The sequence below is a fragment of the Brevundimonas sp. genome, assembly GCF_035998205.1.
Lineage (GTDB): Bacteria > Pseudomonadota > Alphaproteobacteria > Caulobacterales > Caulobacteraceae > Brevundimonas.
On the sequence record NZ_DASYHT010000002.1, the window covers coordinates 1 to 25887 of the forward strand.

At 70.7% G+C, this 25887-nt stretch carries 21 protein-coding genes; 13 read left to right on the plus strand and 8 right to left on the minus strand.

Translation table 11 applies throughout. The features are described from left to right. The first annotated feature begins 309 nt into the window (after positions 1-309). From VGN74_RS00095 to aguB, 6 genes are all read left to right on the plus strand, one after another. A complete protein-coding gene (locus VGN74_RS00095) occupies positions 310-1644 on the plus strand; it encodes a capsular biosynthesis protein (protein ID WP_327445323.1) in 1335 nt (444 codons plus the stop codon). Between the two features lie 59 nt (positions 1645-1703). Then, positions 1704-2372, plus strand: coding sequence for a peptide-methionine (S)-S-oxide reductase MsrA (msrA, locus tag VGN74_RS00100; protein WP_327445324.1), 669 nt, complete (start codon positions 1704-1706; stop codon positions 2370-2372). A 176-nt stretch (positions 2373-2548) separates the two neighbouring features. Beyond that, the gene (locus VGN74_RS00105; protein ID WP_327445325.1) at positions 2549-5110 is read left to right on the plus strand and encodes a TonB-dependent receptor; all 2562 of its coding nucleotides are present in this window, start codon (positions 2549-2551) and stop codon (positions 5108-5110) included. 142 nt (positions 5111-5252) lie between these two features. Then, positions 5253-6236 (plus strand): agmatine deiminase family protein, encoded by a 984-nt coding sequence (locus VGN74_RS00110; RefSeq protein ID WP_327445326.1) that lies wholly within the window; start codon positions 5253-5255, stop codon positions 6234-6236. Then, the gene (locus tag VGN74_RS00115) at positions 6233-6625 is read left to right on the plus strand and encodes a four helix bundle protein (RefSeq protein WP_327445327.1); all 393 of its coding nucleotides are present in this window, start codon (positions 6233-6235) and stop codon (positions 6623-6625) included. Before VGN74_RS00110 ends, VGN74_RS00115 begins: the two co-directional genes overlap by 4 nt. Beyond that, positions 6625-7524 (plus strand): N-carbamoylputrescine amidase, encoded by a 900-nt coding sequence (aguB, locus tag VGN74_RS00120; RefSeq protein WP_327445328.1) that lies wholly within the window; start codon positions 6625-6627, stop codon positions 7522-7524. The genes VGN74_RS00115 and aguB overlap by 1 nt, the downstream gene beginning before the upstream one ends. A gap of 15 nt (positions 7525-7539) precedes the next feature. On the opposite strand, the gene VGN74_RS00125 is transcribed toward aguB, so the two are convergent. From VGN74_RS00125 to VGN74_RS00140, 4 genes are all read right to left on the minus strand, one after another. Beyond that, entirely contained in the window at positions 7540-8034 is a 495-nt protein-coding gene (locus VGN74_RS00125) for a hypothetical protein (protein ID WP_327445329.1), read from the minus strand. 79 nt (positions 8035-8113) lie between these two features. After that, a complete protein-coding gene (locus VGN74_RS00130) occupies positions 8114-8449 on the minus strand; it encodes a ribonuclease (RefSeq protein WP_327445330.1) in 336 nt (111 codons plus the stop codon). Positions 8450-8571: 122 nt separating this feature from the next. Then, the gene (locus VGN74_RS00135; protein ID WP_327445331.1) at positions 8572-9627 is read right to left on the minus strand and encodes a 1,9-bis(guanidino)-5-aza-nonane synthase; all 1056 of its coding nucleotides are present in this window, start codon (positions 9625-9627) and stop codon (positions 8572-8574) included. 235 nt (positions 9628-9862) lie between these two features. After that, positions 9863-11128: a type III PLP-dependent enzyme gene (locus VGN74_RS00140; RefSeq protein WP_327445332.1), complete on the minus strand. Its 1266-nt coding sequence runs from the start codon at positions 11126-11128 to the stop codon at positions 9863-9865. Between the two features lie 231 nt (positions 11129-11359). On the opposite strand from VGN74_RS00140, the gene VGN74_RS00145 reads away from it, so the two are divergent. From VGN74_RS00145 to VGN74_RS00165, 5 genes are all read left to right on the plus strand, one after another. Further along, positions 11360-14203: a pitrilysin family protein gene (locus VGN74_RS00145; RefSeq protein WP_327445333.1), complete on the plus strand. Its 2844-nt coding sequence runs from the start codon at positions 11360-11362 to the stop codon at positions 14201-14203. Positions 14204-14451: 248 nt separating this feature from the next. Further along, positions 14452-15246 carry a phosphonate ABC transporter ATP-binding protein gene (phnC, locus tag VGN74_RS00150; protein ID WP_327445334.1) on the plus strand — a complete coding sequence of 265 codons (795 nt, stop codon included), beginning with the start codon at positions 14452-14454 and terminating at the stop codon, positions 15244-15246. After that, positions 15243-16247 (plus strand): phosphate/phosphite/phosphonate ABC transporter substrate-binding protein, encoded by a 1005-nt coding sequence (gene phnD / locus VGN74_RS00155; RefSeq protein ID WP_327445335.1) that lies wholly within the window; start codon positions 15243-15245, stop codon positions 16245-16247. The genes phnC and phnD overlap by 4 nt, the downstream gene beginning before the upstream one ends. Before the next feature lie 71 nt (positions 16248-16318). Further along, positions 16319-17062 carry a phosphonate ABC transporter, permease protein PhnE gene (phnE, locus tag VGN74_RS00160; protein WP_327445649.1) on the plus strand — a complete coding sequence of 248 codons (744 nt, stop codon included), beginning with the start codon at positions 16319-16321 and terminating at the stop codon, positions 17060-17062. 33 nt (positions 17063-17095) lie between these two features. Then, positions 17096-18151 carry a substrate-binding domain-containing protein gene (locus tag VGN74_RS00165; protein WP_327445336.1) on the plus strand — a complete coding sequence of 352 codons (1056 nt, stop codon included), beginning with the start codon at positions 17096-17098 and terminating at the stop codon, positions 18149-18151. Positions 18152-18194: 43 nt separating this feature from the next. Here the strand turns inward: VGN74_RS00165 and VGN74_RS00170 are convergent, their stop codons facing one another. The 3 genes from VGN74_RS00170 to VGN74_RS00180 form a co-directional block, all read right to left on the minus strand. Continuing rightward, positions 18195-19703 (minus strand): alkaline phosphatase, encoded by a 1509-nt coding sequence (locus VGN74_RS00170; RefSeq protein ID WP_327445337.1) that lies wholly within the window; start codon positions 19701-19703, stop codon positions 18195-18197. Between the two features lie 70 nt (positions 19704-19773). Beyond that, positions 19774-20856, minus strand: a complete 1083-nt coding sequence (locus VGN74_RS00175; protein ID WP_327445338.1) for a glycosyltransferase family 1 protein — start codon at positions 20854-20856, stop codon at positions 19774-19776. Between the two features lie 71 nt (positions 20857-20927). After that, a complete protein-coding gene (locus VGN74_RS00180; protein WP_327445339.1) occupies positions 20928-21389 on the minus strand; it encodes an Lrp/AsnC ligand binding domain-containing protein in 462 nt (153 codons plus the stop codon). A 107-nt stretch (positions 21390-21496) separates the two neighbouring features. On the opposite strand from VGN74_RS00180, the gene putA reads away from it, so the two are divergent. After that, positions 21497-24628 (plus strand): bifunctional proline dehydrogenase/L-glutamate gamma-semialdehyde dehydrogenase PutA, encoded by a 3132-nt coding sequence (gene putA / locus VGN74_RS00185; protein ID WP_327445340.1) that lies wholly within the window; start codon positions 21497-21499, stop codon positions 24626-24628. Positions 24629-24659: 31 nt separating this feature from the next. After that, entirely contained in the window at positions 24660-25313 is a 654-nt protein-coding gene (locus VGN74_RS00190) for a hypothetical protein (RefSeq protein WP_327445341.1), read from the plus strand. Between the two features lie 11 nt (positions 25314-25324). On the opposite strand, the gene VGN74_RS00195 is transcribed toward VGN74_RS00190, so the two are convergent. After that, entirely contained in the window at positions 25325-25870 is a 546-nt protein-coding gene (locus VGN74_RS00195) for a hypothetical protein (RefSeq protein WP_327445342.1), read from the minus strand. Positions 25871-25887 lie beyond the last annotated feature (17 nt).

Genomic DNA, 25887 nt, shown 5'->3' on the forward strand with positions numbered 1-25887 from the left:
CGCCGGCGTCAACGGCGGCGTCATCTCGCTCGACGGCCGTGGCGAAACCCAGCTGGCCCGCGCCACCGCCGACGGCGTCCGCGAGCCCCTCAACCGTCGCGCCACCGTCGACATCAACTTCTGATGACCACGGCCCCGGGAAGGTTCGCCTTTCCCGGGGCTTTGTCGCCACAGTTCCGCGCGCCCGAACATCGTTCGGGCGCCCGGGGTTGATGCCGCCCGCGTCGCCCGTCTAGGGTCACGATGCGGGGAACGCGACGACGCCGGAGGGGATTCGGGCGTCGTCGGGTCGCAGGAGTCGGTCTCTAAATGCTCACCCGATCGGATCTCGGCCGGGACACGTCGGCCGGCCCGGCCCAGGGCTGGACCGCGCGCGTCGTGCCGTCACAGGCTCCGGATGTTCCGGAGACGGACATCGACCTGACCGGTCGCAGCTTCCTCATCGTCACCGCCCCGTTCGGGCGCTTCTCGCGCACCCTGGCGCGCGTCCTGCGGGCGCGCGGGGCCGAGGTGTCGCGCATGATCTTCAACGCCGGCGACCTGTTCGACTGGCGCGACCGGGATCGTATCCCGTTCAACCTGCCCGCCGCCGCCTGGCCCGGGCGTCTGCGCCGGCTGGCCGAGCGCTATACGGACATCCTCGTGTTCGGCGAGGGCGGGCCCTACAATCAGGGGGTCCTGTCCCAGGCCGAGTCCCTCGATGCCCGCGTCTGGGTGCTGGAGAACGGCTACTTCCGCCCGGACTGGATCACGGTCGAGCAGAACGGGGTCAACGCCCGCAGCGGCCTGCCGCGGGCGCCGGGCGGCTACAGGACGCCGATGGCCCCGCCCGAGCCGCGCCACAAGGTCGGCCGCGCCCTGCCGCACCATGTGCGCAACATCGTCACCTACCACCTGCTGCAGATGCTCGGGCGGCCGGCCTGGCGGCACTATTCGCGCCCCTATACCCAGCCGGCGCTGGCCCAGGCGCTGGGCCACATCCGGCGGTTCATCGGCCTGAGGTTCGCGTCCCCGGCCGACGTCGACGCCGACGTGCTGGCGGCGAAGGGGCCCTTCTTCCTCGCCTGTCTGCAGCGCGAGGGCGACGTCCAGCTGATCCGCTATTCGCGCTTCGCCGACAATACCGCCTTCCTCGCCGAGGTGATGTCGAGCTTCGCCCGCTCTGCCCCGCCGGACGCGCGCCTGGTGGTCAAGAATCACCCGCTCGACCCGGGCCTGATCAACCAGGCCAAGGTGGTCCGCTTCCTCGCCATCGAGCACGGCGTGGAGTCGCGCGTCGATTTCATCGACGGCGGCAACCTCGCCCAGCTCTGCCGGGCGTCACGCGGCATGGTGGTCAACAACTCCAGCGCCGCCCTGTCGGCGCTCGGCTTCGGCACCCCGGTCAAGGTGCTGGGCAACGCCTTCTTCGACTTCCCCGGCCTGACCGATCCGCAGCCGCTGGACGGTTTCTGGCGCGCGCCGACGGCCGCCGACGCAAAGCTGTTCCAGCGCTTCCGCGCCCATGTGATCGGCCAGGCGCAGGTCAACGGCAGCTTTCATGATCCGGCCCTGGTCCGGGTCACGGCGGAAGGGCTGGCGGAGGTGTTCGCCACCCGCCGCGCCGCGCCGGCGCAGCTCAAGGTCGTCGCCACGGGCGGCTGAAACCGGAGCCGGACCGCCGCCGTATCTTCAGCGATGATGTTTCCGGCGGGGTGCAGACCATGACAGCAGCGATCGAGGCTTCCGGCGGGGCAGCGGGCCTGGGCCGCCGCCGACTCGTCCTGACGCTGGCGCTCACCGCCGTGGCCGCCTGTTCGCCCGGTCAGCCGGAGGCGGCCCCGCAGGCGGCGGGTCCCGGGGACCGTGACAGCGGCCGGCGCGAGACCGCCGTCTTCGCCGGGGGCTGCTTCTGGTCGGTTGAGGCCCATTTCGAGCGCATCCCCGGCGTGGTCTCGGCCGTGTCCGGCTTCACCGGCGGCCGCACGACCAACCCGACCTACTATCAGGTGGTGCGGGGCGGCACGGGCCACGTCGAGGCGGTCGAGGTGACCTTCGACCCGGCGCGAGTCTCCTATCGCCAGCTGGTCGACGGCTTCTGGCGCACCATCGATCCGACCGACCCGGACGGCCAGTTCTGTGACCGCGGCGCCCCTTACGCCACGGCGGTGTTCGTGACCCCGGCCCAGCGCCCGCTCGCCGAGGCCTCGCAGCGCGCCGCCCGGGCGGCGCTGGCCGGGCGGCCGTTCGTCACGCCGGTGCGCGATGCGGCGCGCTTCTGGCCGGCCGAGGCCGAGCACCAGAACTTCGCCCGCCGCAATCCGGTCCGCTATGGCGGCTACAGCCGCTTCTGCGGGCGCGACGCCCGGTTGCGCGAGGTGTGGGGGCGCTGACCTTGGCGCGAGTCCCGCGGAGTGTGGCCCATCGGCCACCCCCGGGCGCTGTCACACGAGTGTCACGCGACCGTCGTCTCCCCTTTCAACTCGGGGCCTAAGGGCGGCGGCAGACCCGGGCGAGCGCCGCCCCCGGGGCAGGGCCGCTGTCGGCCGCATCAATGGGGATATTGATCATGATGAACCGCAAGCGCCTGTTCTGGGCGACCACCGCCCTGATCGGCGGCGTCGTCGCCGCCGGCTCGGCCTCGGCCCAGTCGACCGGCACGGAAGCCGTTGAAAACCGCGCCTCCACCGTCGCGGAAGTCGTCGTCACCGGCGTCCGCGGGCCGTTCACCACCGACGGCACGATCGTCGCCGAGACGGTCGCCAAGAGCCGCTCGACCATCACCCAGGAGTTCATCTCGACCCAAACCCCGGGTCAGACCATCCTGCAGACCCTGAACCTGGTCCCCGGCCTGAACTTCACCAACTCGGACCCGTACGGCTCGTCGGGCGGCAACGTCCGCCTGCGCGGCTTCGACGGCAACCGCGTGTCGCTGACCTTCGACGGCATCCCGCTGAACGACACCGGCAACTACGCCATCTACACCAACCAGCAGCTGGACCCGGAACTGATCGAGCGCGCCTCGGTCAACCAGGGCACGACCGACGTCGACAGCCCGACCGCCTCGGCCACCGGCGGCACCATCAACTACATCACCTCGCGTCCACGTAACGAGCCGGGCGTGCAGCTGGTCACCGGCCTCGGCGACCACAACTACGGCCGCGTCTTCCTGCGCGGCGACACCGGCGAGATCGGCCCGTGGGGCACCACCGTGTTCGTCGCCGGCTCGTACACCCGCTACGACAAGTTCAAGGGCCCGGGCGAGCTGGAGAAGCGCCAGTTCAACGCCCGCGTCTATCAGAACCTGGGCGACGGCGACTTCGCCGCGGTGTCGTTCCACTGGAACCGTAACCGCAACAACTTCTACAACAACTTCAACAGCCTGGCGAACCTGAACTCGGGCGTGTTCCCCGAGAACGACATCGCCTGCGTGCGTCCGGTCGGCGTGGCCGGCACCGCCCAGAACGAGGCGACCCAGTCGCTGCGCTTCCTGTCGGATGGCACCACCGCCACCGGCAGCTGCACCAACTACCACGGCCTGCGCATCAACCCGTCGGACACGGGCAACATCCGCGGCAACTTCAGCTACGGCATCACCGACAACCTGCGCCTGACCCTGGACCCGTCGTTCCAGTACGTCATGGCCAATGGTGGCGGCTTCACCACCATCTCCGAGCGTGACGACCGTCTCGACCAGGCCGGCGGCAACACCGGCGGTCTCGGCGTCGATCTCAATGGCGACGGCGACGTGCTGGACACCGTGGGCATCTACACCCCCTCCAACACCAACACCCGCCGCTACGGCCTGACCGGCTCGCTGATCTGGGACATCAACGACGATCACCGCCTGCGCGCCGCCTACACCCTCGATTACGGTCGTCACCGCCAGACCGGCGAAGCCGCGTTCTTCGGCCGCGACTCGGAGCCGGCGTCGGTGTTCGGCGGCCAGGACGGCTGGGGCAAGCCCGAGGCCCGCGTGTTCGGCCGCGACGGCTCTTTCTACCGCTCGCGTGACCGGTTCTCGATCGCCCAGCTGAACCAGGTGGCCGTCGAGTACGTCGGCAACTTCATGGACGACATGGTGACCCTGAACGTCGGCGCCCGCGCCCCGTTCTTCGAGCGCGAGCTGAACCAGTACTGCTTCTCGCAGAACGGCTCGTCGAACGTCCGCTGCACCACCGAGGCCGTGGCCTCGACCCTGGCCAACGGCAACGTCACCTTCGCCTCGACCGGGACCACCCAGTGGGTCCGTCCGTACTCCACCACCCTGAAGTTCGACGACATCCTGCCGAACATCGGTCTGGTGGTGCGTCCGTTCGAGGGCCACAGCGTCTACGCCAGCTACGCCAAGGGCTTCTCGGTGCCCCGCACCGACCAGCTGTACCAGCCGGTCCGCACGCCGTCGGGCGGCCTGAGCTTCAACCAGGTCGAGCCGGAAAGCACGGACTCGTGGGACCTCGGCTACCGCGTGCGTCAGTCGAACCTGATCGCCTCGCTGGCCGGCTGGTACACCGAGTATCAGAACCGCATCGTGTCCTCGCTCGACGTGGATCCGAACTCGGAGTTCTTCGGCTTCTCCATCGACCGCAACGTCGGTGCGGTGAAGCAGTGGGGCGTGGACGGCCAGATCGGCTGGGAAGCGACCGACACCCTCGCCTTCTATGTCTCGGCCTCGTACAACAACAGCGAGCTGCAGGAGAACCTGGCGCTGTCGACCACCACCGAACTGCCGACCCGTGGCAAGTCGCTGGTCGAGACCCCGGAGTGGACCTTCGGCGGCCGCATCGACTGGCAGGCGACCCCGAACCTGGGCCTCGGCCTGCAGGCCAAGTACGTCGACGAGCGCTTCTCGACCGACATCAATGACGAGGTGTTCCCGAGCTACACCGTGGCGGACTTCGACGCCCGCTACGACCTGACGGACACCTTCGGGGTGACCGGCGCCTATGTGCAGCTCAACGTCACCAACATCTTCGACGAGACCTACCTCGGCAACATCTCGACCGGCAACAACGCGACCACCATCGACGTGGATCCGGGCCCCGGCGTGGTGAACCGCAACGGCGTGGTGCGCACGGGCTCGCTGGGCTCGCCGCGGACGGCCATGATCAGCCTCGGCCTGCGCTTCTAAGTCGAAGCCACGACAGACTGAACGGAAGGGCGGTCCGGCGACGGGCCGCCCTTTCTGTTTGGCCAGTCCAGGTTGAAGCCGGGGCCGTGCGTGGCTATCTGCGCCCGCCGGCCTTTCCGTCCCCCCGTTCAGGATCCACGCCATGACCTCGCCCGTCCCTGCCGAATGGGCCCCGCACCGCGCCATGTGGGTCGGCTGGCCCAGCCATGCGGAGCTGTGGGAGGACGACCTGGAGGCCGCCCAGGCTGAGGTCGAGGCGCTGGTGCGCGCCCTGGCCGGCCCGGGTCGTGAGCGGGTCAAGCTGATGGTCGGCGCCCCGGAGGCGCTGGACGACGCCCGCGCCCGCTTCGCCGGCGTGGACGGGGTCGAGGTGATCGACGGCCGCTTCGGCGACATCTGGCTGCGCGACACCGGGCCGATCTTCGGCCCCGGCTCGGCCTCGGCCGCCGGCTTCCGTTTCAACGGCTGGGGCGGCAAGTACGCGCTGGAGCACGACGACACCGTGGCCGACCAGATCGCCGCCGCGTCCGGCGCGCCCCTGACCCGGCATGACATCATCCTCGAGGGCGGGGCGCTGGACCATGACGGGGAGGGGACGGTGCTGACCACGCGCCAGTGCCTGCTCAACCGCAACCGCAACCCGGGCTGGACGGAAGCCGCGGCCGAGGCGGCGCTGGCCGAAGCTTTGGGCGCGCGCCGGGTGGTCTGGCTGGGCGATGGCCTGCTCAACGACCACACCGACGGCCACGTCGACAACCTGGCCCGCTTCGTCGGGCCGGGGCTGGTGGCCTGCCCGGTGGCCTGGGGCCGCAAGGACCCGAACGCCGAGGTCTATGACGCCTGCGCCCGCGATCTGCTGGCGGCGGGCTTCCAGGTGCTGCGCGTGCCCTCGCCGGGTCTGGTGCTGGACGAGGACGAGCGCCCGGTCCCGGCCAGCCACATGAACTTCCTGATCGCCAACGGCGCGGTGATCGTGCCGACCTATGGCGACGACCGCGCGGCCGGGCTGGCGGGCGAGGCGCTGCAGACGGCCTTCCCCGACCGGGAGATCATCCTGCTGCCGTCCAGCGCCATCCTCACCGGCGGCGGCTCGTTCCACTGCATCAGCCAGCAGGAGCCGGAATGAGTGGCGAGTGGCGAGTGGCGAGTGGCGAGGTCCGCCACTACCGTGACCTTCTGGTCTGGCAAAAGGCGGTCGCCTGGGTGGAGGTGGTCTACCGCGCGACGGCGGACTGGCCGTCTGCCGAGCGGTATGGGCTGACCAGCCAGATACGGCGCGCCTCCGTATCTGTACCCTCCAACATCGCTGAGGGCTGTGCGCGCCGCGGCCCTGCCGAGTTCCTGCGCTTTCTCTCGATCGCCCGGGGCTCGCTGGCCGAGGCGGAGACGCAACTCATCATCGCCCAACGACTTGAATATCTTCCGGTTGAGCAGCTGGAGTCGTTGCTGAACGGCGCTGATGAAATCAGTCGTATGCTCGCCGGTCTCATCGCCAAGCTGGAGGAGCGACGCTGATGTCCCTCACCACTCGCCACTCGCCACTCGCCACTCGTACGATCAGCGTCGCCGCGATCCAGACCTCCTATGGCGAGGACTTGCGGGCGAACATCGAAAAGACGATCGCCTTCATCCGCGAGGCCGCCGCGAAGGGCGCGCAGGTGATCCTGCCGTCCGAGCTGTTCCAGGGGCCCTACTTCTGCGTCTCGCAGGAGGAGAAGTGGTTCGGCGAGGCCTATCCGTGGGCCGAGCATCCCTGCGTGACGGCGCTGCAGCCGGTGGCGGCCGAGCTGGGCGTGGCCATCCCCGTGTCGATCTTCGAGCGCGAGGGGCCGCACTATTTCAACTCGCTGGTCATGCTGGACGCCGACGGCAAGGCGCTGGGCGTCTACCGCAAGAGCCATATCCCGGACGGCCCGGGCTATCAGGAGAAGTATTATTTCCGGCCCGGCGACACCGGCTTCAAGGTCTGGTCGACGCGCTTTGGCCGCATCGGCGTCGGCATCTGCTGGGACCAGTGGTACCCGGAGACCGCGCGGGCGATGATGCTGCAGGGGGCCGAGGTGTTGATGTACCCGACCGCCATCGGCTCGGAGCCGCATGACAAGGAGCTGGACACCGCCGATCCCTGGCGGCGGGCCATGCAGGGCCATGCGGTGTCCAACGTCGTGCCGGTGGTCGGGGCCAATCGCATCGGCACGGAGCACGCCACGGCGACGGGCCAGACCTTCTACGGCTCCAGCTTCATCGCCGACCATCGCGGCGATCTGGTCGAGGCGTTCGGCCGGGACGAGGAGGGGGTGCTGGTGCACACCTTCGATCTGGACTTCCTCGATCGCCACCGCGCCGCCTGGGGCTTCTTCCGCGACCGGCGCACGGACCTGTACGGCGCGCTGGCGGCGCCGCGCCCGGCCTGAGGCGAGGCGGCAGGATCAGGGGACCGTCGCCCCGCTCCAGCTCAGCTGAACCGAGGTGCGCTCGCCGTCGGGCGAGGCGACGACGGACAGGGTGGCCCCGGTCTGCGGGTGCGCGGCGCCATAGGCATGGGTGTCGCCCTGGGCCATGGCCATGGTCGGAGACAGGCCCGCGGCCTCGGCCTTGCCCTTGTAGAAGGCGATGACCTGCTCCGGCGCGGCCTCGGTCGTGAACACCATCAGTCCGCCGTCAGTCCCGTCCGCCTCGCTGAGGGCGGCCTGCTCGATCTCGGCGCCGGGGTAGGTCTCCGCGAAGGCCGGGCCGGCGCTGTCCTCCACCGAAGCTTCGGGCGTCGCGGTCGCGACGGGCGCCGCCGCGACGGCGGTCGGGGGGCCTGGCTCCGCCGCTTCAGGCGCGCCAGCCGCCTCGGCGCGCGAGCCGGACTCGCTGCAGCCGGCGAGGCCGAGACTGGCGAGGGCAAGACCGGCGGCGAAGGTGGACAGGCGACGCATGGGCTTTCCTGACACGGGCAGGGCGCTGTCTTGGCGCCCGGCTGTGGCGCTCACAAGGCGCCCGCAAGGCGGAGATGCCTCAGCCGGTGGGGGCCTCGACCTCGTCGCCCTGGGCCGGGGGCCGTGGCGCGGGCTTTCCGGCGTGCGGGGCCGCCGCCGCGTCACTTTGTCCTTCGGGCGCCGCCGACAGCTCACGCCCGGCGCGGGCGAGGGCGGCGTTGACTTCGGCCTGGTCGGGATCGCGGTCCGACCCGGTGGCGGCCCCGCCGGCGAGGGAGCCTGCCCGCGTGTCGGAGCCCACATCGCTCCCGCTGAGGGCCTCGGCGAGCTGGTCAGGCGTCCGACCGAGGTCGGGACGCTCGCCGCCCGCGGGGGGAGCGTCGGCGTCGGCAGGGCGGGGCGCGCGGTCGGTCATGGCGGTCTCCTTCGCCCTGAAAGCGGGCGGACCGCGGCCCGGGTTCCCGAAAAGAAGACGGCCCGGTCCGCAGGGGCGGACCGGGCCGGGTCGTTGTCAGGCCATCTGGTCGGACTGGAAGGTCAGGCCTTCTCGAACAGCTTCTGCCAGCGGCGCGGGGCGCGGCCCTTCCAGGCCCCGCGGTGGTAGGCGTCCGAGCCGATCAGCGGCACCACCGTGGTCGCCTCGGCGAACACCATCTGCTCGTAGGTCGTGGAGACCTTGCCCCACGAAGCGGCTTCCTTGAGCGTCGAGGACGAGCAGGCGCCGTCGCGCACATCGGCCACGGTGATCTGAACCGCATACTTGTGCATGTCGGCCTCAACGCCGAGGATCTCGGCGCAGACGACGGTGTCCTGGGCGAAGTTCTTGGGCACCCCGCCGCCGACCATGAACAGGCCGGTGGTGCCCGCCGCGATCTTGATGTCGGTCAGTTCGCGGAAGTCGGCGATGGCGTCGAGCATCATGTAGGGCTGGCCGGCGGCGGCCCGCTCCTTCTGGTGCTTGACCAGGCCGAAGCCGGCCGAGGAGTCGACGAAGGCCGGGCAGAAGATCGGCACGCCCATTTCATAGGCGGTCTGGATCAGGCTGCCTTCCTTCTTGGCGTTACCTTCCGACAGCCACTTGCCCATCTCCCAGATGAACTCGCGCGAGGAATAGCCGCGCGGCTCCAGACGGTTGGCGATCTCCAGGATGGTGTGATCGCAGGCCTGGAGCTCTTCCTCGTCGATGTAGGTGTCGTAGATGCGGTCGATGTAGTTGTCGCGCAGGACGTTGTCGTCGACCGGGCCGGCGGCCTGGTAGTGCTTGAAGCCCAGGGCCTCGAAGAAATCCATGTCGACGATCGAGGCGCCGGTGGCGACCACGGCGTCGATCATGCCGAACTTCACCATGTCGCGGTACACGTGCATGCAGCCGCCGGCCGAGGTCGAGCCGGCGAGGATCAGCCACGGCGAGCAGTCCTTGTCCTCGATCGCCATGTTGAAGATGTCGGCGGCGCGCGCGGTGTCGCGGCTCGAGAACGACATCTTGCGCATGCTGTCGATGATCGGGCGGGCGTCGAACGAGGTGATGTCGACGTGCTCGACGGTGGTGGCCAGCAGTTCGGCCTTCATGTTGGTCTGAACGGGAGCGTTCATTGCAAGGGTTGCCCTTTGGTTTGAGCGCCCGTCGTCATTGAGGGCCGGGCTGGGACGGAGCGACCAACCGGGCCCTTCTCCCATAGGGAGAAGGAGGGGCCCGCCCGCGAAGCGGGTGGGAGGATGAGGGGTTTCGCCCTCCACGGGACGCGTCGTACCCCCTCACCCTTTCGCGCAAGAACGATCACTCGTGATCGTGCGCTCAAGCCCTCTCCCGTCGGGAGAGGGATGAGGATCAGCGACGGCGCTGCTTCCGGACCCCCGCCTTACCCTTCGGGCGTGACAGCCTGACGACCTTGCGGGCCTGCTCCTCCGCCGTGGTGCGCACGGTCGGGATGGAGCGGGGCGCGAGGCCGTAGAGCGAGGCCATGGGGGCGTCCTCGACCGCGGCGATCTCGTGCTCGCCATAGCCATTGAAGCCCGTGGTCATGGCCACGCCATAGGCGCCCAGCATGCCGATCTCGATGAAGTCGCCCTCGCGCACATCGGCCGGCAGGTAGAACGGCCCCGGCATGTGGTCGATCGAGTCGCAGGTCGGCCCGTAGAAGCGGAACGGCTTCAGCTCGCTCGCGGCGTCGCCATCCCGCACCAGCTTGGTGGGGAAGGGCCAGCGCGAGTGGGTGGCGTCGAACAGGGCGCCGTAGGAGCCGTCGTTCAGATACAGGGCGTCGCCCTTGCGCAGGTCGACCCGCGCCAGCACCGACGAGCTTTCGGCCACGAGCGCGCGGCCGGGCTCGCACCACAGCTCGGTCGTTTCCGACACGGGCATCTCGGCGAAGCCGCGGTGGATGGCGTCGGCGTACTCCTGCAGGTCCGGCGGGACCATGCCCGGATAGACCGAGGGGAAGCCGCCGCCGACATCGACGATATCGACGAACACGCCGGCCTTGCGGATGGCGCGGCCGACCTGGGCCATCGCCGCCTCATAGGCCGAGGGGCGCATGCACTGGCTGCCGACGTGGAAGCTGACGCCCATCAGCCCGTCCTTGACCGCCTGGCGTGTGGCCAGCAGCAGGGCCGGGGCCTGGTCCGGCGAGACGCCGAACTTGCCCGACAGGGTGTAGGCCGCGCCGTCGGCCGAGACGGCCATGCGCACGATCAGGTTCAGGTCGGCGGCGCCGCCGGTGGCCTCGACGATCTTGGCCAGCTCCTCGACGCAGTCGAGCGAGAAGGTGCGGACGCCGTGGTCGAAATAGGCGCGGGTAATGGCGCCCCGGCTCTTCACCGGGTGCATGAAGGCGATGCGCGCCTCGGGCAGCACCGAGCGCACCAGCTCGATCTCGGCGATCGAGGCGGCGTCAAAGCCGGTCACGCCCGCCTCGACGAGGGTCTCGATGACCCAGCGGGACGGGTTCGCCTTCACGGCATAGAAGACGTCGGCCTTCAGATTGTCCTGGAACCAGCGCGCCGCTACGGAGACGGAGCGCGGTCGCACAAGGGCGACGGGACGCTCCGGAGACCGCTCGCGGACCAGGTCCAGGGGAAGCTGGTACGTGCGCAATTCACGTAACCCCCTGCTAGTTGTTGAACCCAGACCCGGCGTTAGCGGCGCAGATTGGACCTACGGGGTCCGCCGGAAGCGCGCGATATGAGGTCATCGCGCCGTCATGTAAAGCGGTAATTTGAAGGCGGACCTGACGTCGCGGCGGCTTGCCGCGGCGGCCCGGGCGTATAGGGTGCCGCCCCGTAGATCGCCGCGGCCCTGACGCGGCGCTGTCACGGGGAAATGTCCATGCGTCTGACCGCCAGAGCCATCACGCTCGCCGCCGTTCTCGCCATCGCCGCACCGCATGCCGCGCCGGCCCTGGCCGCCTCGCCGGCGGTGCAGGTCGCCACCGGCCAGGCGCCGCAGGCGGCCCCGGTGTCGGAGCTGATCGCCGGGATCAACATCCCGTATGAGAGCTTCACCCTCGACAACGGGCTGCGCGTGATCGTGCACACGGACCGCTCCTCGCCGATCGTGGCGGTGTCGGTCTGGTATAATGTCGGCTCCAAGGACGAGCCCCAGGGGCGCACCGGCTTCGCCCACCTGTTCGAGCACCTGATGTTCTCGGGCTCGGAGAATGCGCCGGGCAGCTACATCACCCGCCTGGTCGGCATGGGCGCCACGGACCTGAACGGCACCACCTGGTTTGACCGCACCAACTATTTCCAGACCGTGGCCACCCCGGCGCTGGAGCAGGTGCTGTTCCTCGAGAGCGACCGGATGGGTCACCTGCTCGGGGCCCTGACCCAGGAGCAGCTCGATACCCAGCGCGGCGTCGTGCAGAACGAGAAGCGCCAGGGCGACAACCAGCCCTATGGCCTGGTGCAGTACGCCCGTCTGGAAGCGCTGTTCCCGCCGGGCCACCCGTACCGTCACTCCACCATCGGCTCGATGGCCGACCTCGACGCGGCGTCGCTGGATGACGTCCGCACCTGGTTCATCGACAACTATGGTCCGAACAACGCCGTGCTGGTGCTGGCCGGCGACGTCGACGTGGCCACGGCCCGGACGCTGGTCGAGCGCCACTTCGGCCCGATCCCGCGCGGCCCGCAGAACATCCCGGCCCAGGCGGCCGTGCCGACCCTCGACGCGCCGGTCAGCCGCGTGATGCGCGACCGCGTCGCCAATGTCCGCGTCCAGCGCACCTGGACCGGTCCGGGTCTGCTGGACGCCGACGCCATCCCGCTGGCCGTGGGCGCCTCGATCCTCGGCGGCCTCGCCAGCTCGCGCCTGGACAGCGCCCTGGTGCGCGGCGACCAGAGCGCCGTGTCGGTCTCGGCCTCCTACCAGCCGTTCCAGCGCGTCGGCTTCTTCGACATCACCGTCAACGTGAAGCCGGGGCAGGACGCTGATGCGGTCGCGGCCCGCGCCGAACAGGTGCTGGCCGAGTTCCTCGCCGAAGGGCCGACCGAGGACGAGGTCCGTCGCGTCGCCACCCAGCAGGTGGCCCAGCGCCTGAACGGTCTCGAGCAGGTCGGCGGCTTCGGCGGCCGGGCCACGGTGCTGGCCGAGGGGGCTCTCTATGCCGACGACCCGGCCTTCTACCGCCGTCAGCTGCAGGCCTATGCCGACGTCACGCCGGCCCAGGTGCGGGAGGTGATGAACCGCTGGCTCAGCCGTCCCGTGTTCGCCCTGAAGGTCGAGCCGGGCGAGCGCGAGGCCTATGTCGAGGCCCAGGCCGCCCCGAGCGGCGTCGAGGCGGGCGCGGCGCCGCCGGACTATACCCCGACCGCGCGCCCGGCCATGCCGGACCTCGGTTCGGTGGTCGACCTCGACTTCCCGGCCGTCGAGCGCACCACCCTGTCGAACGGCATCCAGGTGGTGTTCAGCCAGGCGGCGGCGACCCCGACCACCCGGGTGGCCATGGAGTTCAACGCCGGCTGGGCCGCGGATCCGGCCGATCGTCTGGGCCTGCAGGCCCTGATGCTCAACGCCATGACCGAGAACGCCGGCGGTCTGGACGCCCTGGCCCTGGCCGAGACGCGCGAGCGTCTGGGCGCCAGCATCAACGCCAATGCCTCGCTTGACCGCACGGTGGTCAGCCTGTCGGCGCTGACGCCGAACCTCGCGCCGTCGCTGGACCTGCTGTCCAAGGTCGTGCGCGAACCGTCCTTCATCCCGTCGGAGGTGGAACGCCTGCGGGCCCAGCAACTGTCGCAGATCGCCGGTGAGCTGTCCTCGCCTGCCGGCCTTGGCTCGCGCGCCCTGTGGGCGGCCCTGTACGGCGAGGGATCGGCCTATGGTCGCCCCGTCAGCGGTCTGGGCATGGCCGAGTCGGTGCGGGCCGTGACGGTCAATGACATCGAGGCCTTCCACCAGTCGTGGATCCGTCCGGACAACGCCACCATCTTCGTCGTCTCCGACCGGCCGCTGGCCGAGGTGACCGCGGCGCTGGAGGCCGAGTTCGGGGACTGGAACGCGCCGGCCATCCCGCGCGGCGAAAAGCCCCAGGCTGCTCCGGCGGAGGCGAGCTCGCGCATCATCCTCGTGGACCGGCCGCAGTCGCCGCAGTCGCTGATCCTCGGCGGCCAGGTGCTCGACCTGACCGGCAGCGCCGACCGTCTCGTGCTGGACGCCTCGCTGGAGGTGCTGGGCACGGGCTTCTCGTCGCGCATCAACACCGACCTGCGTGAAACCCGTGGCTGGTCCTATGGCGCCCGCAGCGCGGTCAACGGTGTGGAGGGGCCGCTGCCCTACGTCATCAACGCCCCGGTCCAGGCGGACCGCACCGGCGAATCGATCGCTTCGCTGATCGCCGTGCACAACGCCTATCTGGGGGCCGAGGGCGCGACCGCCGATGAGCTGCAGCGCATCGCCGAGGCCGGCTCGCGTCGTCTCGCCGGCCAGTTCGAGACGGCCCAGGCCGTGCTCGGCACCCTGCGGACCAACGCCCTGTACGGGCGCTCGGACACCTACTGGGAAGAGGCCGGCGCGCGCTACCGCGGCCTGAGCCGTGAGGCGCTGGACGGGGCCGTGCGCGGTCGCATCGATCCGAGCCGCTTCGTCTGGGTCGTGGTCGGCGACGCCGAGATCGTCCGGCCGCAGCTGGAGGCCCTCGGCCTGCCGGTCGAGGTCCGCTCGAACCGCTAGAGCCTGATCGGTTGAGGCAGAATCGCCCGGCGATTCCGCCGATGCCGTGAATCAGGCTCTTGCTTGAAACCGGACCGAAATCCGGGCCGGGCGGGACGGCGTCCAGCTCGACGGATTTCGGTCCGGGTCAGGCGATTGGCCGGGCGGCGCGCTGGACGCCGCCCGGCCGGTCGTGCGATTAGGGCTTGCCCGGAGGGGCCCTCCCGGGCCATGCGGGCGCGCCCCGTCAACGGCCGAACGCGCGACTGATGACCTCCTCTCCCGCCCTGGCGTCCGTCAGGGACGTTTCCAAGACCTTCGGGCCCCGCAAGGCCCTCGACGGCGTCTCTCTCGAGGTCGCTGCCGGGGAAATGGTGGCCCTCATCGGCCCCTCGGGGTCCGGCAAGTCGACCCTGCTGCGCTCGATCACCGGGCTGCAGACCATCGATGCGGGCTCCGGCCTGATCGAGGTGTTCGGCGAGGCCGTGCAGAAGAACGGTCGGCTGACCGGCCAGGCCCGCGCCGCGCGCCAGCGCGTCGGCATGATCTTCCAGCAATTCAATCTGGTCGGGCGGCTCAGCCTGTTCAGCAACGTCATGCTCGGGGCGCTCGGGCGCCTGCCGGCGTGGCGCGGCCTGCTGGGGATGTGGCCGGCCGAGGATCGCCGCCGCGCCATGGCCGCCCTGCACCGCGTCGGCGTCTCCGACTACGCCGCCCAGCGCGCCAACACTCTGTCCGGCGGCCAGCAGCAGCGCGGGGCCATCGCCCGCGCCCTGGTCCAGGGCGCCCGGGCCATCGTCGCCGACGAGCCGGTCGCCTCGCTCGACCCGGTGTCGGCGCGCCGGGTCATGGAGCTGCTGGTCGAGCTGAACCAGCGCGACGGCCTCGGCGTCATCGTCACCCTGCACCAGGTCGACTACGCCCTGCGCTATTGCGACCGCGTCGTGGCGCTGAAGGCGGGCAAGGTCGTCTACGACGGCCCCTCGACCCAGCTCGACACGCGCATCCTGATCGACATCTACGGCCCCGAATACGAGGACGCCTTCTGGGAGACCAAGTCATGAGCCGCCCGATCCTGTCCCGTCGCGCCGCCGGCGGCCTCATCGGCGCCGCCCTGCTCGCCCTCGCCGGCTGTGGTCCGGCCGGCGACAGCGCTCCGGCCGGGATGCCGGACAAGCTGGTGTTCTCGATCCTGTCGGCCGAGGGCCAAGCCTCGGCGGGCCCGATGTGGGCCCCGCTGCTCGAGGACATGTCCGAGGCCATCGGCGTGCCGGTCGAGCCCTACTTCGGCTCGAACTACACCATCCTGGTGGAGGCCATGCGCGGCGGGCAGACCCACGTCGCGTGGTTCTCGGCCAAGCCGGCGATCGAGGCGATCGACCGGGCCGGCGCCGAGGTGGTGGCCCGCACCGTCGACCTGCAGGGCCGCGACAGCTATCGCTCGACCCTGATCGTCAAGGTCGGTTCGGGCATCACGCTCGACGACGTGCTGGCCTGCGGCAAGCGTTATGACTTCGGCATCGGCGACGCCCAGTCGACCTCGGGCACGCTGGCCCCGATGACCTTCCTGTTCAACGCGCGCGGCATCGACCCCAACGCCTGCTTCGCCACGGTGCGCGCGGCCAACCATCAGGCCAACGCCTTCTCGGTCGCCAACGGCCTGGTCGATGTGGCCACCTCGAACACGGTCAACACCGTCTTCCTCGAGCGCCAGAACCCGCAGATCGCGGCCCAGCTCCAGGACATCTGGGAATCGCCGCCGATCCCGGAGTCCGGCATCCTGGTGCGTGGAGATCTTGATCCGGCCCTGAAGGAGCGCATCCGCACCTTCTTCATCAGCTATGGCCAGGGCGAGGGCGCCGAGGCCGAGCGTCAGCGTGAGGTCCTGCGCGGGCTGAACTATTCGCAGTTCCGTGCCGCCGACAGCGCTTATCTGAACCCGGTCCGGGAAATGGACGCTGACCAGAAGCTGGTCGCGGCGCGGGCCGCCGGCGACACCGCCGCCGCCGCCGAGGCAGAGGCCGAGCTGGCCCGTCTGCGCGCCAGCCGCGAGGTCCAGCCTTGAGCGCCGCCGCCGACCCGATCCGCGACGGCGGCGTGCCGCCGCCGCCGCGCCGCGGCCTTGTCGCCTGGGCCATGGACATCCTCATCTGGGGCGGCGTGGCCGTGCTGCTGGCCTGGAGCGTCGAGGCCGTGGACCTCGGCAACCTGAGCCGGCTGGTGACCAACTCGGCCAACATCCAGACCTTCGCCGCCGACCTGCTGCGCCCGGACTTCAGCGACTGGCGCCTGTTCGTCGAGAAGATGTGGGAGACGATCCAGATCGCCCTGTGGGGCACCTTCCTGGCCGTCTTTCTCGGCATTCCGATGGGGCTGGCCGCCGCCCGCAACATCGCCCCGGTCTGGCTGGTTCAGCCGGTGCGCTGGGTGATGAACCTGCTGCGTTCAGTCCCGGATCTGGTGATGGGGCTGCTGTTCGTGGTGGCGGTGGGCCTCGGCCCGCTGGCCGGGGTGCTGGCGATCACGCTCAACACCGCCGGGGTGCTGGCCAAGCTGTTCTCGGAGGCGGTCGAGTCGATCGACAAGGGGCCGGTCGAGGGCGTGCGCGCCACCGGCGGCTCGCGCCTGCAGGAGATCGTCTGGGGCGTGATCCCGCAGGTGGCGCCGCTGTGGACGAGCTTCGCCCTCTACCGCTTCGAGTCGAACAGCCGTTCGGCCACGGTGCTGGGCCTGATCGGGGCCGGCGGCATCGGCCAGGTCCTGTTCGACCGCATGAACGCCTTCAACTTCAGCGCGGTGTCGGCGGTGGTGATCGTCGTCGTCATCGCCGTGACGCTGATCGACCTGCTGTCACAAGCCATGCGCAAACGTCTGCTCTAAGCGGGCGATCTGACAGCTGACGGAGTTTTTTCGATGACCCGCACCCTGCTCGCCGCCGGCGCGGCGCTTTGCACCCTCGCGCTCGCCGCCTGTGGCGACACCGGCGGGGCCGGCCAGACCCGGAACGGCGTCTGGGCCGCCGGCTCCTCGACCGTCTTCCCTTTCACCACCCGGGTGGCCGAGACCTTCTCGCGCAGCCAGGGCGGCGCCACCCCGCGGGTCGAGGCGCTGGGCACCGGCGGCGGCATCCAGGCCTTCTGTCAGGGCGTCGGTCCGGCCACGCCGGACGTGGCCAACGCCTCGCGCCGCATGACGGCGTCCGAGTTCGACATGTGCGCCCGGAACGGCGTCACCGAGATCATCGAGCTGCAGATCGGCTATGACGGCATCGTCGTGGCCACCGCGCGCGACGGGGCCTCGTTCGACCTGCGCCTGCAGGACATGTATCTGGCCCTGGCCAAGGAGGTGCCGGTCAACGGCGCCATCGCCGCCAACCCGGCGACCCAGTGGAGCCAGATCAATCCCGCCCTGCCGGCCCAGCGCATCCAGGTCTATGGCCCGCCGCCGACCTCGGGCACCCGCGACGCCTTCCTCGAGCTGGGCATGGCGCCCGGCGCCGAGCGCCTGCCGGAGCTGGCCGCGCTCAAGGCGTCGGACGAGGACCGCTTCGAGGCCGTCTCGCACACCCTGCGCGAGGACGGCCTGTGGATTGACGCCGGCGAGAATGACAATGCCATTCTGCAGACCCTGACCCGCACCCCGGGGGCGGTCGGCGTGTTCGGTTATTCCTTCCTCGAGCAGAACCGCGACGCGGTGAAGGCCGAGACCATCGACGGCGTGGCCCCCTCGGTCGAGACCATCGCCGACGGCTCCTACCCGCTGGCGCGCAGCCTCTTCATCTATGTGAAGAAGGCGCACATCGGGGTGATCCCGGGCCTGCAGGAGTTCGTCAACGAGTTCGTCTCGGACGCCTCGGCCGGCCGCGGCGGCTATCTGGAAGACCGCGGCCTGATCCCGCTGCAGCCGGAGGAACTGGCCCGTCAGCGCCAGATCGCCCAGGCCGGCACGGCCATGGCCCGCCCGGAGTAAAGCGCGACGCCCGCCCCGGGATGCCCGGGGCGGGCCTGTCGGCTCAGTCCTCGACCTGACCCATGCCGAGGGCGTGGGCCATGACGTGATAGATCACCTGCTGCTCGATCACCCCGCCGAACAGGTGCGCCCACGGCCCTGCGGCCAGCACCGCCACGTCCTCGCCGCCGTGGGCGGCGGAAGGCAGGGGCGCCAGGGCGGGATGCACGAACGCCGGATCGTCCACATGAGCGTCTGACAGGTCGGCGCGCGGGCCCATGGCTCCGCCCGGGCCGTTGGCGTAGCTGAGCACCGTCGCCGGCTTACCGTCAGGCAGGCGCACCGGCGCGCCCTCGCGGTCGCTCACCAGCCCCAGGACGGGGGCGCCCCGGGGCGAATAGCCGGTGAGCGTCAGATTGTGGCTGTGGTCGGCGGTGACGATCACCAGGGTGTCGTTCAGGTCCACGGCTTCGAGGGCGGCGCGGATGGCGGCGTCGAACGCCAGGGTGTCGTTCAGGGCGGCGCCAGCCTGGCCGAGATGGTGGGCGTGGTCGATGCGCGCGCCCTCGACCATCAGCACATAGCCCTGTCCGCGGGCCGCCAGAACGTCGATGGCCTTGCGCGTCATCTCCGCCAGAGACGGTTCGTTCTCGCGGTCGTGGGCGTAGCGCATGTGGTCCGGCTCGAAGAGGCCGAGCAGGCGCGGCGTGCGGGCCGGGTCGACGGCGTCGAATCCGGCCTGGTCCATGACAAAGGCGCCCGACGGGTTAGTGGCGCGCCACTCGGCGATCAGGTCGCGGCCGTCGCGGCGGAGGCCGCTGCGCGACGGCGTCTCCGGATCAGGTTGGCCTTCGGGGGTGAAGTAGGCCCGGCCGCCGCCCAGCACGACGTCGAGGCCGTCGCCATGGGGCCATTCGATCATCTGCCGGGCGATGTCGCGGCAGCCGGCCGCGGCCGCGGCCGCGGGCAGCTGGCGGTCGCTCTCCCAGTTACGGTCCGGACTGTGGGCGAAGGCGGCCGCCGGGGTGGCGTGGGTGACGCGGGCGGTGGTGACCACGCCGGTCGACAGACCGGCGCGCTCTGCCCGGGCGAACAGGGTGTCGACCGGCGCGGCGAGGGCGGCGGCGCAGTCCCGGGCGGGCGCGCTGGCCGCAACGTTGAGGACACCGTTCCGCGTCTTGATCCCGGCGACCATCGCCGTGGCCGTGGCGGCCGAGTCCGCCACCATGGAATCGTGGGTATAGGTCTGGACGAGGGCGGTATGTGGCAGGCCGTCCAAGGCCAGCGGGACGTTCTCGCCGGAGCGCCCGGCCTGGTCGGCCCCGTGCAGCCGGGCGGCGGTGAGGGTCGAGATGCCCATGCCGTCGCCGATGAACAGGATGACGTTGCGGGCGCGGCCCTCGATCGGGCGCACCGCCAGACGCTGCGCCAGCGCCGCGCGCCCGGCGGCGAAGTACGCGTCGTCGTCCCCTCCCGCCGCCGCCTGCTGGCTCTGGGCGAGCGCGGGAGCGGCGAGGGTCAGGGCCAGCACGGCGGCGGACAGGCGCAGGCCGGCGCGGATCGGGCGGGTCATGGGCGAGGCTCCAAGCTCAGGGGAGCCGATGGCCTAGCCGGGTTGTGTGACGGAGGTGTCTCGCGTCGCCTCAGGCGGCGCGGCCGCGCACCCGGGCGAGACGTCGCAGACGGCGCCAGAAGCGGCCGCGCTCCGGCTCGGGATAGGGCTGGAGGTTGTGCACGAACTCTTCCGCCGAGGCGCGCCAGCTGAACTTCTCGGCATAGGCGCGGGTCGCGCCGCGGTCGCACTCCAGCGCCTTCATGCAGGCGGCCCGGAGGTCATCGTCGATGGCCCCGGCGTTCGAGCCGGGGATCAGGTCGATCGGGCCATGCGCCGGATAGGCCGCCACCGGCGTGCCGGTCGCCATGGATTCGAGGATCACGAGGCCGAAGGTGTCGGTCCAGCTGGGGAAGACGAAGACGTCGGCGTCGCGGAAGCACCGCGCCAGCTCCTCGCCGAAGCGGGCCCCCATGAACTTCGCGGCAGGGAAGCGCGCCTCCAGATCGGCGCGCGCCGGGCCGTCGCCGACGACGATCTTGGTGCCCGGCAGGTCGAGCTCGAGGAAGGCCTCGATGTTCTTCTCCACCGCCACCCGGCCGACGTTCAGCCAGAAGGGGCGCGGCCAGTCCTTGCCGCCGAGGCTGTCGTAGATCGGCTCGAGGTCCGGGCGGAACAGCTCGGTGTCCACCCCGCGCGACCAGGGCGAGATGTTCTTGAAGCCGTGCGCCTCGAGCTCCTTCTTGAGGGTCGGCGTCGCCACCATCAGCCGGCCGGACGGCTTGTGGAACCACTTCATGTAGGCGTAGCCGACCTGCACCGGGATCGGGAACCGGGCCGAGACGTACTCGGGAAACTTGGTGTGGTAGCTGGTGGTGAAGGGCAGCTTCCACTCGACGCAGATGCGCCGCGTGGCGATGCCGATCGGTCCCTCGGTGGCGATGTGCACCGCCTCCGGCTCGAGCGCCCGGAGCCGCTCGCGGATCTCTTCCTCGGCGCCGAGCGCCAGCTTGATCTCGGGATAGGTCGGCGCCGGGATCGTCTTGAACTGGCTCGGCTCGATGACCTCGACCTCATGGCCCATGGCGCGGCATTCCGCGACCGTGCGGGTCAGGGTGCGGACGACGCCATTGACCTGGGGCTCCCAGGCATCGGTGGCCAGAACGATGCGCATGCGCTTGGCGGACCCTGCCGTTTCAAGGACTCGATCTTCTAGACAATCCGGCGGGCGAAGGCGAGACGGCGTCACAGGGGCAGGACCGTGGTCGACTTGACCTCTTCCAGCACGGCGTAGGTGCGGGTCTCGCGCACGCCCGGCATTCTCACCAGCACGTCGCCGAGAAACGCCCGGTAGGCATCCATGTCGGCCACCCGGGCCTTGATCAGATAGTCGAAGCCGCCGGCCACCATATGGCACTCCAGCACCTCGGGCTGGCGGCGCACGGCCTCGGCGAAGGCCTCGAACAGATCGCCGGTGGTCCGGTCCAGCAGCACCTCGACGAAGATCAGCAGATCCCGGCCGACGAGGGCGGGATCGACCATGGCGGCGTAGCCGGTGATCACCCCGCGCTCGCGCAGCCGCCGGACCCGCTCGAAGCAGGCGGCGGCGGACAGGTTGCAGCGCCGCGCCAGCTCGGCGTTGGAGATGCGGGCGTCCGACTGCAGCACCCGCAGGAGGCGGCGGTCGACGGCGTCAATCTCGATCATCGGAATTTCGCCCTCTGGCCGAAGGATCTTCGGTCTGGTCAGCTAACATACGAAGCACCTTTGGCGTAGCCGGGATTATCTGGCGGCGATACACACAGGTGCGCCCCATGAACGCCGTCCCGTCGCCTTCCGCCTTCGTCGCCTGGGACGAGCTTGACCGGGGCAAGCATGAGGATGAGCGCGCGGTGGTGGCGCGCAATCGCGCCGCCCTGCCGCTGGACGCCGCCGAGCGGGCGGAGGTGGTGGCCGCCGCGACCGATCTTGTCGAGCGCGCGCGCCGGAGCCCGCAGCGCCAGGGCGTCGTCGAAAGCTTCCTGCAGGAGTTCAGTCTCGGCACCCGCGAGGGGCTGGCCCTGATGTGCCTGGCCGAGGCCCTGCTGCGCACCCCGGACGACGATACCCGCGACCGGCTGATCGCCGAGAAGATCGGCTCGGCCGACTGGGCCAGCCACCTGGGCAAGTCCGACAGCCTGTTCGTCAACGCCTCGACCTGGGGGCTGATGCTGACCGGCAAGCTGGTCGATGTCGATGAGGACGCGCGGCGCGACCTGCCCGGCTTCCTGAAGCGCGTCGCCGGCCGGCTGGGCGAGCCGGTGATCCGTCAGGCCGTGGCCCAGGCCGTGCGCATCATGGGCGAGCAGTTCGTGGTCGGCCGCACCATCGACGCCGCCCTGAAGCGGGCCGAGCGCGAAGGCTGGCTGTGCAGCTTCGACATGCTGGGCGAGGGGGCCCGCACCGAGGCTGACGCCGAACGCTACGAGCGCATCTATGCGGTGGCCATCGAGGCGGTCGGCCAGGTCGCCGACGGCTATGGCCCGGAGGGCGGGCACGGCGTCTCGGTCAAGCTGTCAGCCCTGTCGCCGCGCTATGAGGCGACCCATGAGGCGCGGGTGTGGGAGGAGCTCTATCCGCGGATCAAGCGCCTGGCGGTGATCGCCGCCCAGCACAACATCAACTTCACCATGGACGCCGAGGAGGCGGACCGGCTGGCCCTGTCGCTGAAGCTGCTGGACCGGCTGGCGCGCGAGCCGGAGCTGGGCGGCTGGAACGGCCTCGGCCTGGCCGTGCAGGCCTATCAGAAGCGCGGGCCGGAGACGGTGGCGCGCATCGTCGAGCTGGCCCGCGACAGCGGCCGGCGGCTGATGGTGCGGCTGGTCAAGGGCGCCTACTGGGACAGCGAGATCAAGCGCGCCCAGGTGCTGGGCCGGCCGGACTATCCGGTGTTCACCACCAAGGCGGCGACGGACCTGAACTACCTCGTCTGCGCCGACCTGCTGATCCGCGGCGCGCCGCACGTCTATTCGCAGTTCGCCACCCACAACGCCCACACCTTGGCCGCGGTCCAGCACATGGCGCGCCGCTCGGGCGTGAAGGTCGAGTTCCAGCGCCTGCACGGCATGGGCGAGGCCCTCTATGACGCCGTGGCGGAGGCCTTCCCGGACGGCCGGTCCATCACCGTGCGGGCCTATGCGCCCGTCGGCGGCCATGAGGAGCTGCTGCCCTATCTGGTGCGGCGCCTGCTGGAGAACGGCGCCAATTCCTCTTTCGTCCACGCCCTTCTGGACGAGCGCGTGCCCGCGGCCGCTGTCGCCGCCGATCCCGTCACCCAGGTCGAGGCCCAGCCCGACCGCCACCCCCGGATTCCCGTGCCCCGCGACCTCTACGGCGACCGCCAGAACTCCCTCGGCCGTGACTACAGCCAGGCCGCCGAACGCGCGGCCCACGACGCGGCGCTGGCGAAGGTCGACGCCGAGACGCTGACCGCCGGGCCCATCGTCGGCGGGCGGCTGCTGGCCGGGGTCGACAGCCGGCCGGTGACCAATCCGTTCGACCGGACCCAGGTGCTGGGCCACGCCTCCGAGGCGACCCCGGCCGACGTCGACGCCGCGGCCGAGCGAGCGGCGGCGGCCCAGATCGGCTGGGACCGCAAGGGCGGGGTCGGCCGCGCGCCGGTGCTGCGGGCCATGGCCGACGCCCTGGAGGCCGACCTCGACCGGCTGGTGGCCCTGCTGGCGCGCGAGGCGGGCAAGACCCTGAACGACGGCGTCGCCGAGGTGCGCGAGGCCGCCGACTTCTGCCGCTACTACGCGATGCTGGCCGAACGCGACTTCGGCGGCGAGCAGGTCCTGAAGGGGCCGGTCGGCGAGACCAACGCCCTCGTCCTGCACGGCCGCGGCGTGTTCGCCTGCATCAGCCCCTGGAACTTCCCGCTGGCCATCTTCACCGGCCAGATCGCCGCGGCCCTGGCCGCCGGCAACGCGGTGCTGGCCAAGCCGGCCGAGCAGACGCCGCTGATCGCCGCCGAGGCCGTCCGCCTGTTCCACAAGGCGGGGCTCGATGCCGACCTGCTGGCCCTGCTGCCCGGGCGCGGCGAGACGGTGGGCGCGGCGCTGGTCAGCCATCCGGCCATCGACGGCGTGGCCTTCACCGGCGGCACCGAGACCGCCTGGGCCATCAACCGCGCCCTCGCCGACCGGCGCGGCCCGATCATCCCTTTCATTGCCGAGACCGGCGGGCTGAACGGCATGTTCGTCGACACCACGGCCCTGCGCGAGCAGGTCATCGATGATGTGATCCTGTCGGCCTTCGGGTCCGCGGGGCAGCGCTGCTCGGCCCTGCGGGTCCTGTATGTGCCGAAGGACTCAGCGGACGCCCTGATCGAGGGGCTGAAGGGGGCGCTGGCGGTGCAGGTGCTGGGCGATCCAGCCGACCCGGCCACCGACATCGGCCCGGTCATTGACGCCGAGAGCCGTCAGGCGCTGGAGGCCCATGTCGCCCGGCTGGAACGCGAGGCCACGGTCATCGCCCGCGCCACCCTGCCGGCGGGTGCCAGCAAGGGCGACCTGTTCGCCCCGACCATCGCCGAGATCCCGACGCCGGACTTCCTCGAGCGCGAGGTGTTCGGCCCGATCCTGCACATCCACCGCTATGACCCGGCCGAGCTGAAGACCGTCGCGGGCAGGCTGGCGGCGCGCGGCTATGGCCTGACGCTGGGCGTGCACAGCCGCATCGAGGCTTTCGCCGAGGAGGTCATGCGCCTCGTCCCGGCCGGCAACGTCTACGTCAACCGCGGCATCACCGGCGCGGTGGTCGGGGTTCAGCCGTTCGGCGGCGAGGGCCTTTCCGGCACCGGCCCCAAGGCCGGCGGCCCCCACAGCCTGATCCGCTACGCCGCCGAAAAGGCCATCAGCGTCAACATCGCCGCCCAGGGCGGCGACCCGGCCCTGCTGAACCTCTAGGCGGTTGCGCCAGAGCCTCTAGACTTGAGGCATGGACCGCTTCGACAGACGTCCGACACGGAGACAGCGCTGGCGCAAGCTGGCGCTGTTCGCGGGCGTCTTCCTGATCCCCGCCGCGTGGATGGGGTCCGCCATTGCATTCGGTAACGCGTGGCCCGCGGCACGGTATCTGCTTTACCTGGCAGCAGGTCTTGGCCTCGCGATCTGGGCAGGCTGGGAGCTGGTATCCCGCCTTCGCCTCTGGCTAGGAGGGCTCAACGTTCAGCCTGAGCAAGGGCCCAGCTTTACCCTGCTTGAAGTCGCTGCTCTGACCGAACTGACGGCGCGCCCGACGTCCTATTCGACTGACGGGCCAGGTTTGACGTCTGCCGAAGTCACCCTGCGCTACAACTCCGGGCGCGGCTGCATCACGACCGTGGAAGGGGCCGGTGTCCTCCGCCCTGACTGCTACGAGCGCGTAGCGTGGTTCCGGGTGGGCCGTCTTGCTGATCCCGTCGGCTGTGTTCTGTGGCCGGACAGCAGCGGGACACTGGAGCTGATCGAGCTCTTCACCACGGCCAATACCTCAAAGGTCGACTGGAGCACCGTTTCGTTCGAGCCGACGGTCCCGCCGCGCCAAGGGAGACGTCCCACGTCCCGACCGGTCATCACGGAGCCCAGCTGGCGCCGTTTCCACTACGACTGAGGGCGTGGGCGCTACCCCGCCCGCGCCGCCTTGCGGAACAGGGCGGCGCTGATCAGCCAGGCGGCGAGCCAGGGCAGGGTGAAGACCACGTCGGGCTCGCGGGCGAGCAGGGGCGGGACGGCGACGGCGATCTGGGCGGCGGCGGTGGCGGCCATCACCCGGGCGAGACCCCGGGCGCGGAAGTCGACGAGGAAGGCGCCGACCAGCGGCACGACGAGGACAGCGAAGAGCAGGCTGTTGATGGCCGCATCCTCGCTGCCGATGATGCCGACGGCGAGGTTGGCCCAGACCAGCAGGAAGCCGGCGCCTAGGCCGATCCAGCAGGCGAGCCGGTAGGCGAAGCTGCGGCTGAGCCGCAGGCTGGTCTCGAACAGGACCGCCGCGACGAGCAGCATGACGCCCCAGGCGATGTGGTCCATCGGGCTCCAGTTCATCTGCGGGGTCAGGCGGGCGGCGAGGAAGGGCAGCAGCCAAAGGACAAGGGCGCCGCCCCAGCCGAGGCCGCGCAGGAGGCGGTCGACGCGGGGGAAGGAGGTCGGGGCAGGGGTGGCGGACATGGCGGGCTCCGGGAGTG

Bases quoted from the DNA above. Each gene is read 5' to 3' on its own strand.
- VGN74_RS00130 (WP_327445330.1), bottom strand. From the start codon at position 8,449: ATGACCGACCGCGCGCCCCGCCCTGCCGACGCCGACGCTCCCCCCGCG.
- msrA (WP_327445324.1), top strand. From the start codon at position 1,704: ATGACAGCAGCGATCGAGGCTTCCGGCGGGGCAGCGGGCCTGGGCCGC.
- phnC (WP_327445334.1), top strand. From the start codon at position 14,452: ATGACCTCCTCTCCCGCCCTGGCGTCCGTCAGGGACGTTTCCAAGACC.
- VGN74_RS00190 (WP_327445341.1), top strand. From the start codon at position 24,660: ATGGACCGCTTCGACAGACGTCCGACACGGAGACAGCGCTGGCGCAAG.
- VGN74_RS00175 (WP_327445338.1), bottom strand. From the start codon at position 20,856: ATGCGCATCGTTCTGGCCACCGATGCCTGGGAGCCCCAGGTCAATGGC.
- phnD (WP_327445335.1), top strand. From the start codon at position 15,243: ATGAGCCGCCCGATCCTGTCCCGTCGCGCCGCCGGCGGCCTCATCGGC.
- VGN74_RS00105 (WP_327445325.1), top strand. From the start codon at position 2,549: ATGATGAACCGCAAGCGCCTGTTCTGGGCGACCACCGCCCTGATCGGC.
- VGN74_RS00125 (WP_327445329.1), bottom strand. From the start codon at position 8,034: ATGCGTCGCCTGTCCACCTTCGCCGCCGGTCTTGCCCTCGCCAGTCTC.
- aguB (WP_327445328.1), top strand. From the start codon at position 6,625: ATGTCCCTCACCACTCGCCACTCGCCACTCGCCACTCGTACGATCAGC.
- VGN74_RS00145 (WP_327445333.1), top strand. From the start codon at position 11,360: ATGCGTCTGACCGCCAGAGCCATCACGCTCGCCGCCGTTCTCGCCATC.
- VGN74_RS00195 (WP_327445342.1), bottom strand. From the start codon at position 25,870: ATGTCCGCCACCCCTGCCCCGACCTCCTTCCCCCGCGTCGACCGCCTC.
- phnE (WP_327445649.1), top strand. From the start codon at position 16,319: ATGGACATCCTCATCTGGGGCGGCGTGGCCGTGCTGCTGGCCTGGAGC.
- putA (WP_327445340.1), top strand. From the start codon at position 21,497: ATGAACGCCGTCCCGTCGCCTTCCGCCTTCGTCGCCTGGGACGAGCTT.
- VGN74_RS00110 (WP_327445326.1), top strand. From the start codon at position 5,253: ATGACCTCGCCCGTCCCTGCCGAATGGGCCCCGCACCGCGCCATGTGG.
- VGN74_RS00095 (WP_327445323.1), top strand. From the start codon at position 310: ATGCTCACCCGATCGGATCTCGGCCGGGACACGTCGGCCGGCCCGGCC.
- VGN74_RS00115 (WP_327445327.1), top strand. From the start codon at position 6,233: ATGAGTGGCGAGTGGCGAGTGGCGAGTGGCGAGGTCCGCCACTACCGT.
- VGN74_RS00170 (WP_327445337.1), bottom strand. From the start codon at position 19,703: ATGACCCGCCCGATCCGCGCCGGCCTGCGCCTGTCCGCCGCCGTGCTG.
- VGN74_RS00135 (WP_327445331.1), bottom strand. From the start codon at position 9,627: ATGAACGCTCCCGTTCAGACCAACATGAAGGCCGAACTGCTGGCCACC.
- VGN74_RS00165 (WP_327445336.1), top strand. From the start codon at position 17,096: ATGACCCGCACCCTGCTCGCCGCCGGCGCGGCGCTTTGCACCCTCGCG.
- VGN74_RS00180 (WP_327445339.1), bottom strand. From the start codon at position 21,389: ATGATCGAGATTGACGCCGTCGACCGCCGCCTCCTGCGGGTGCTGCAG.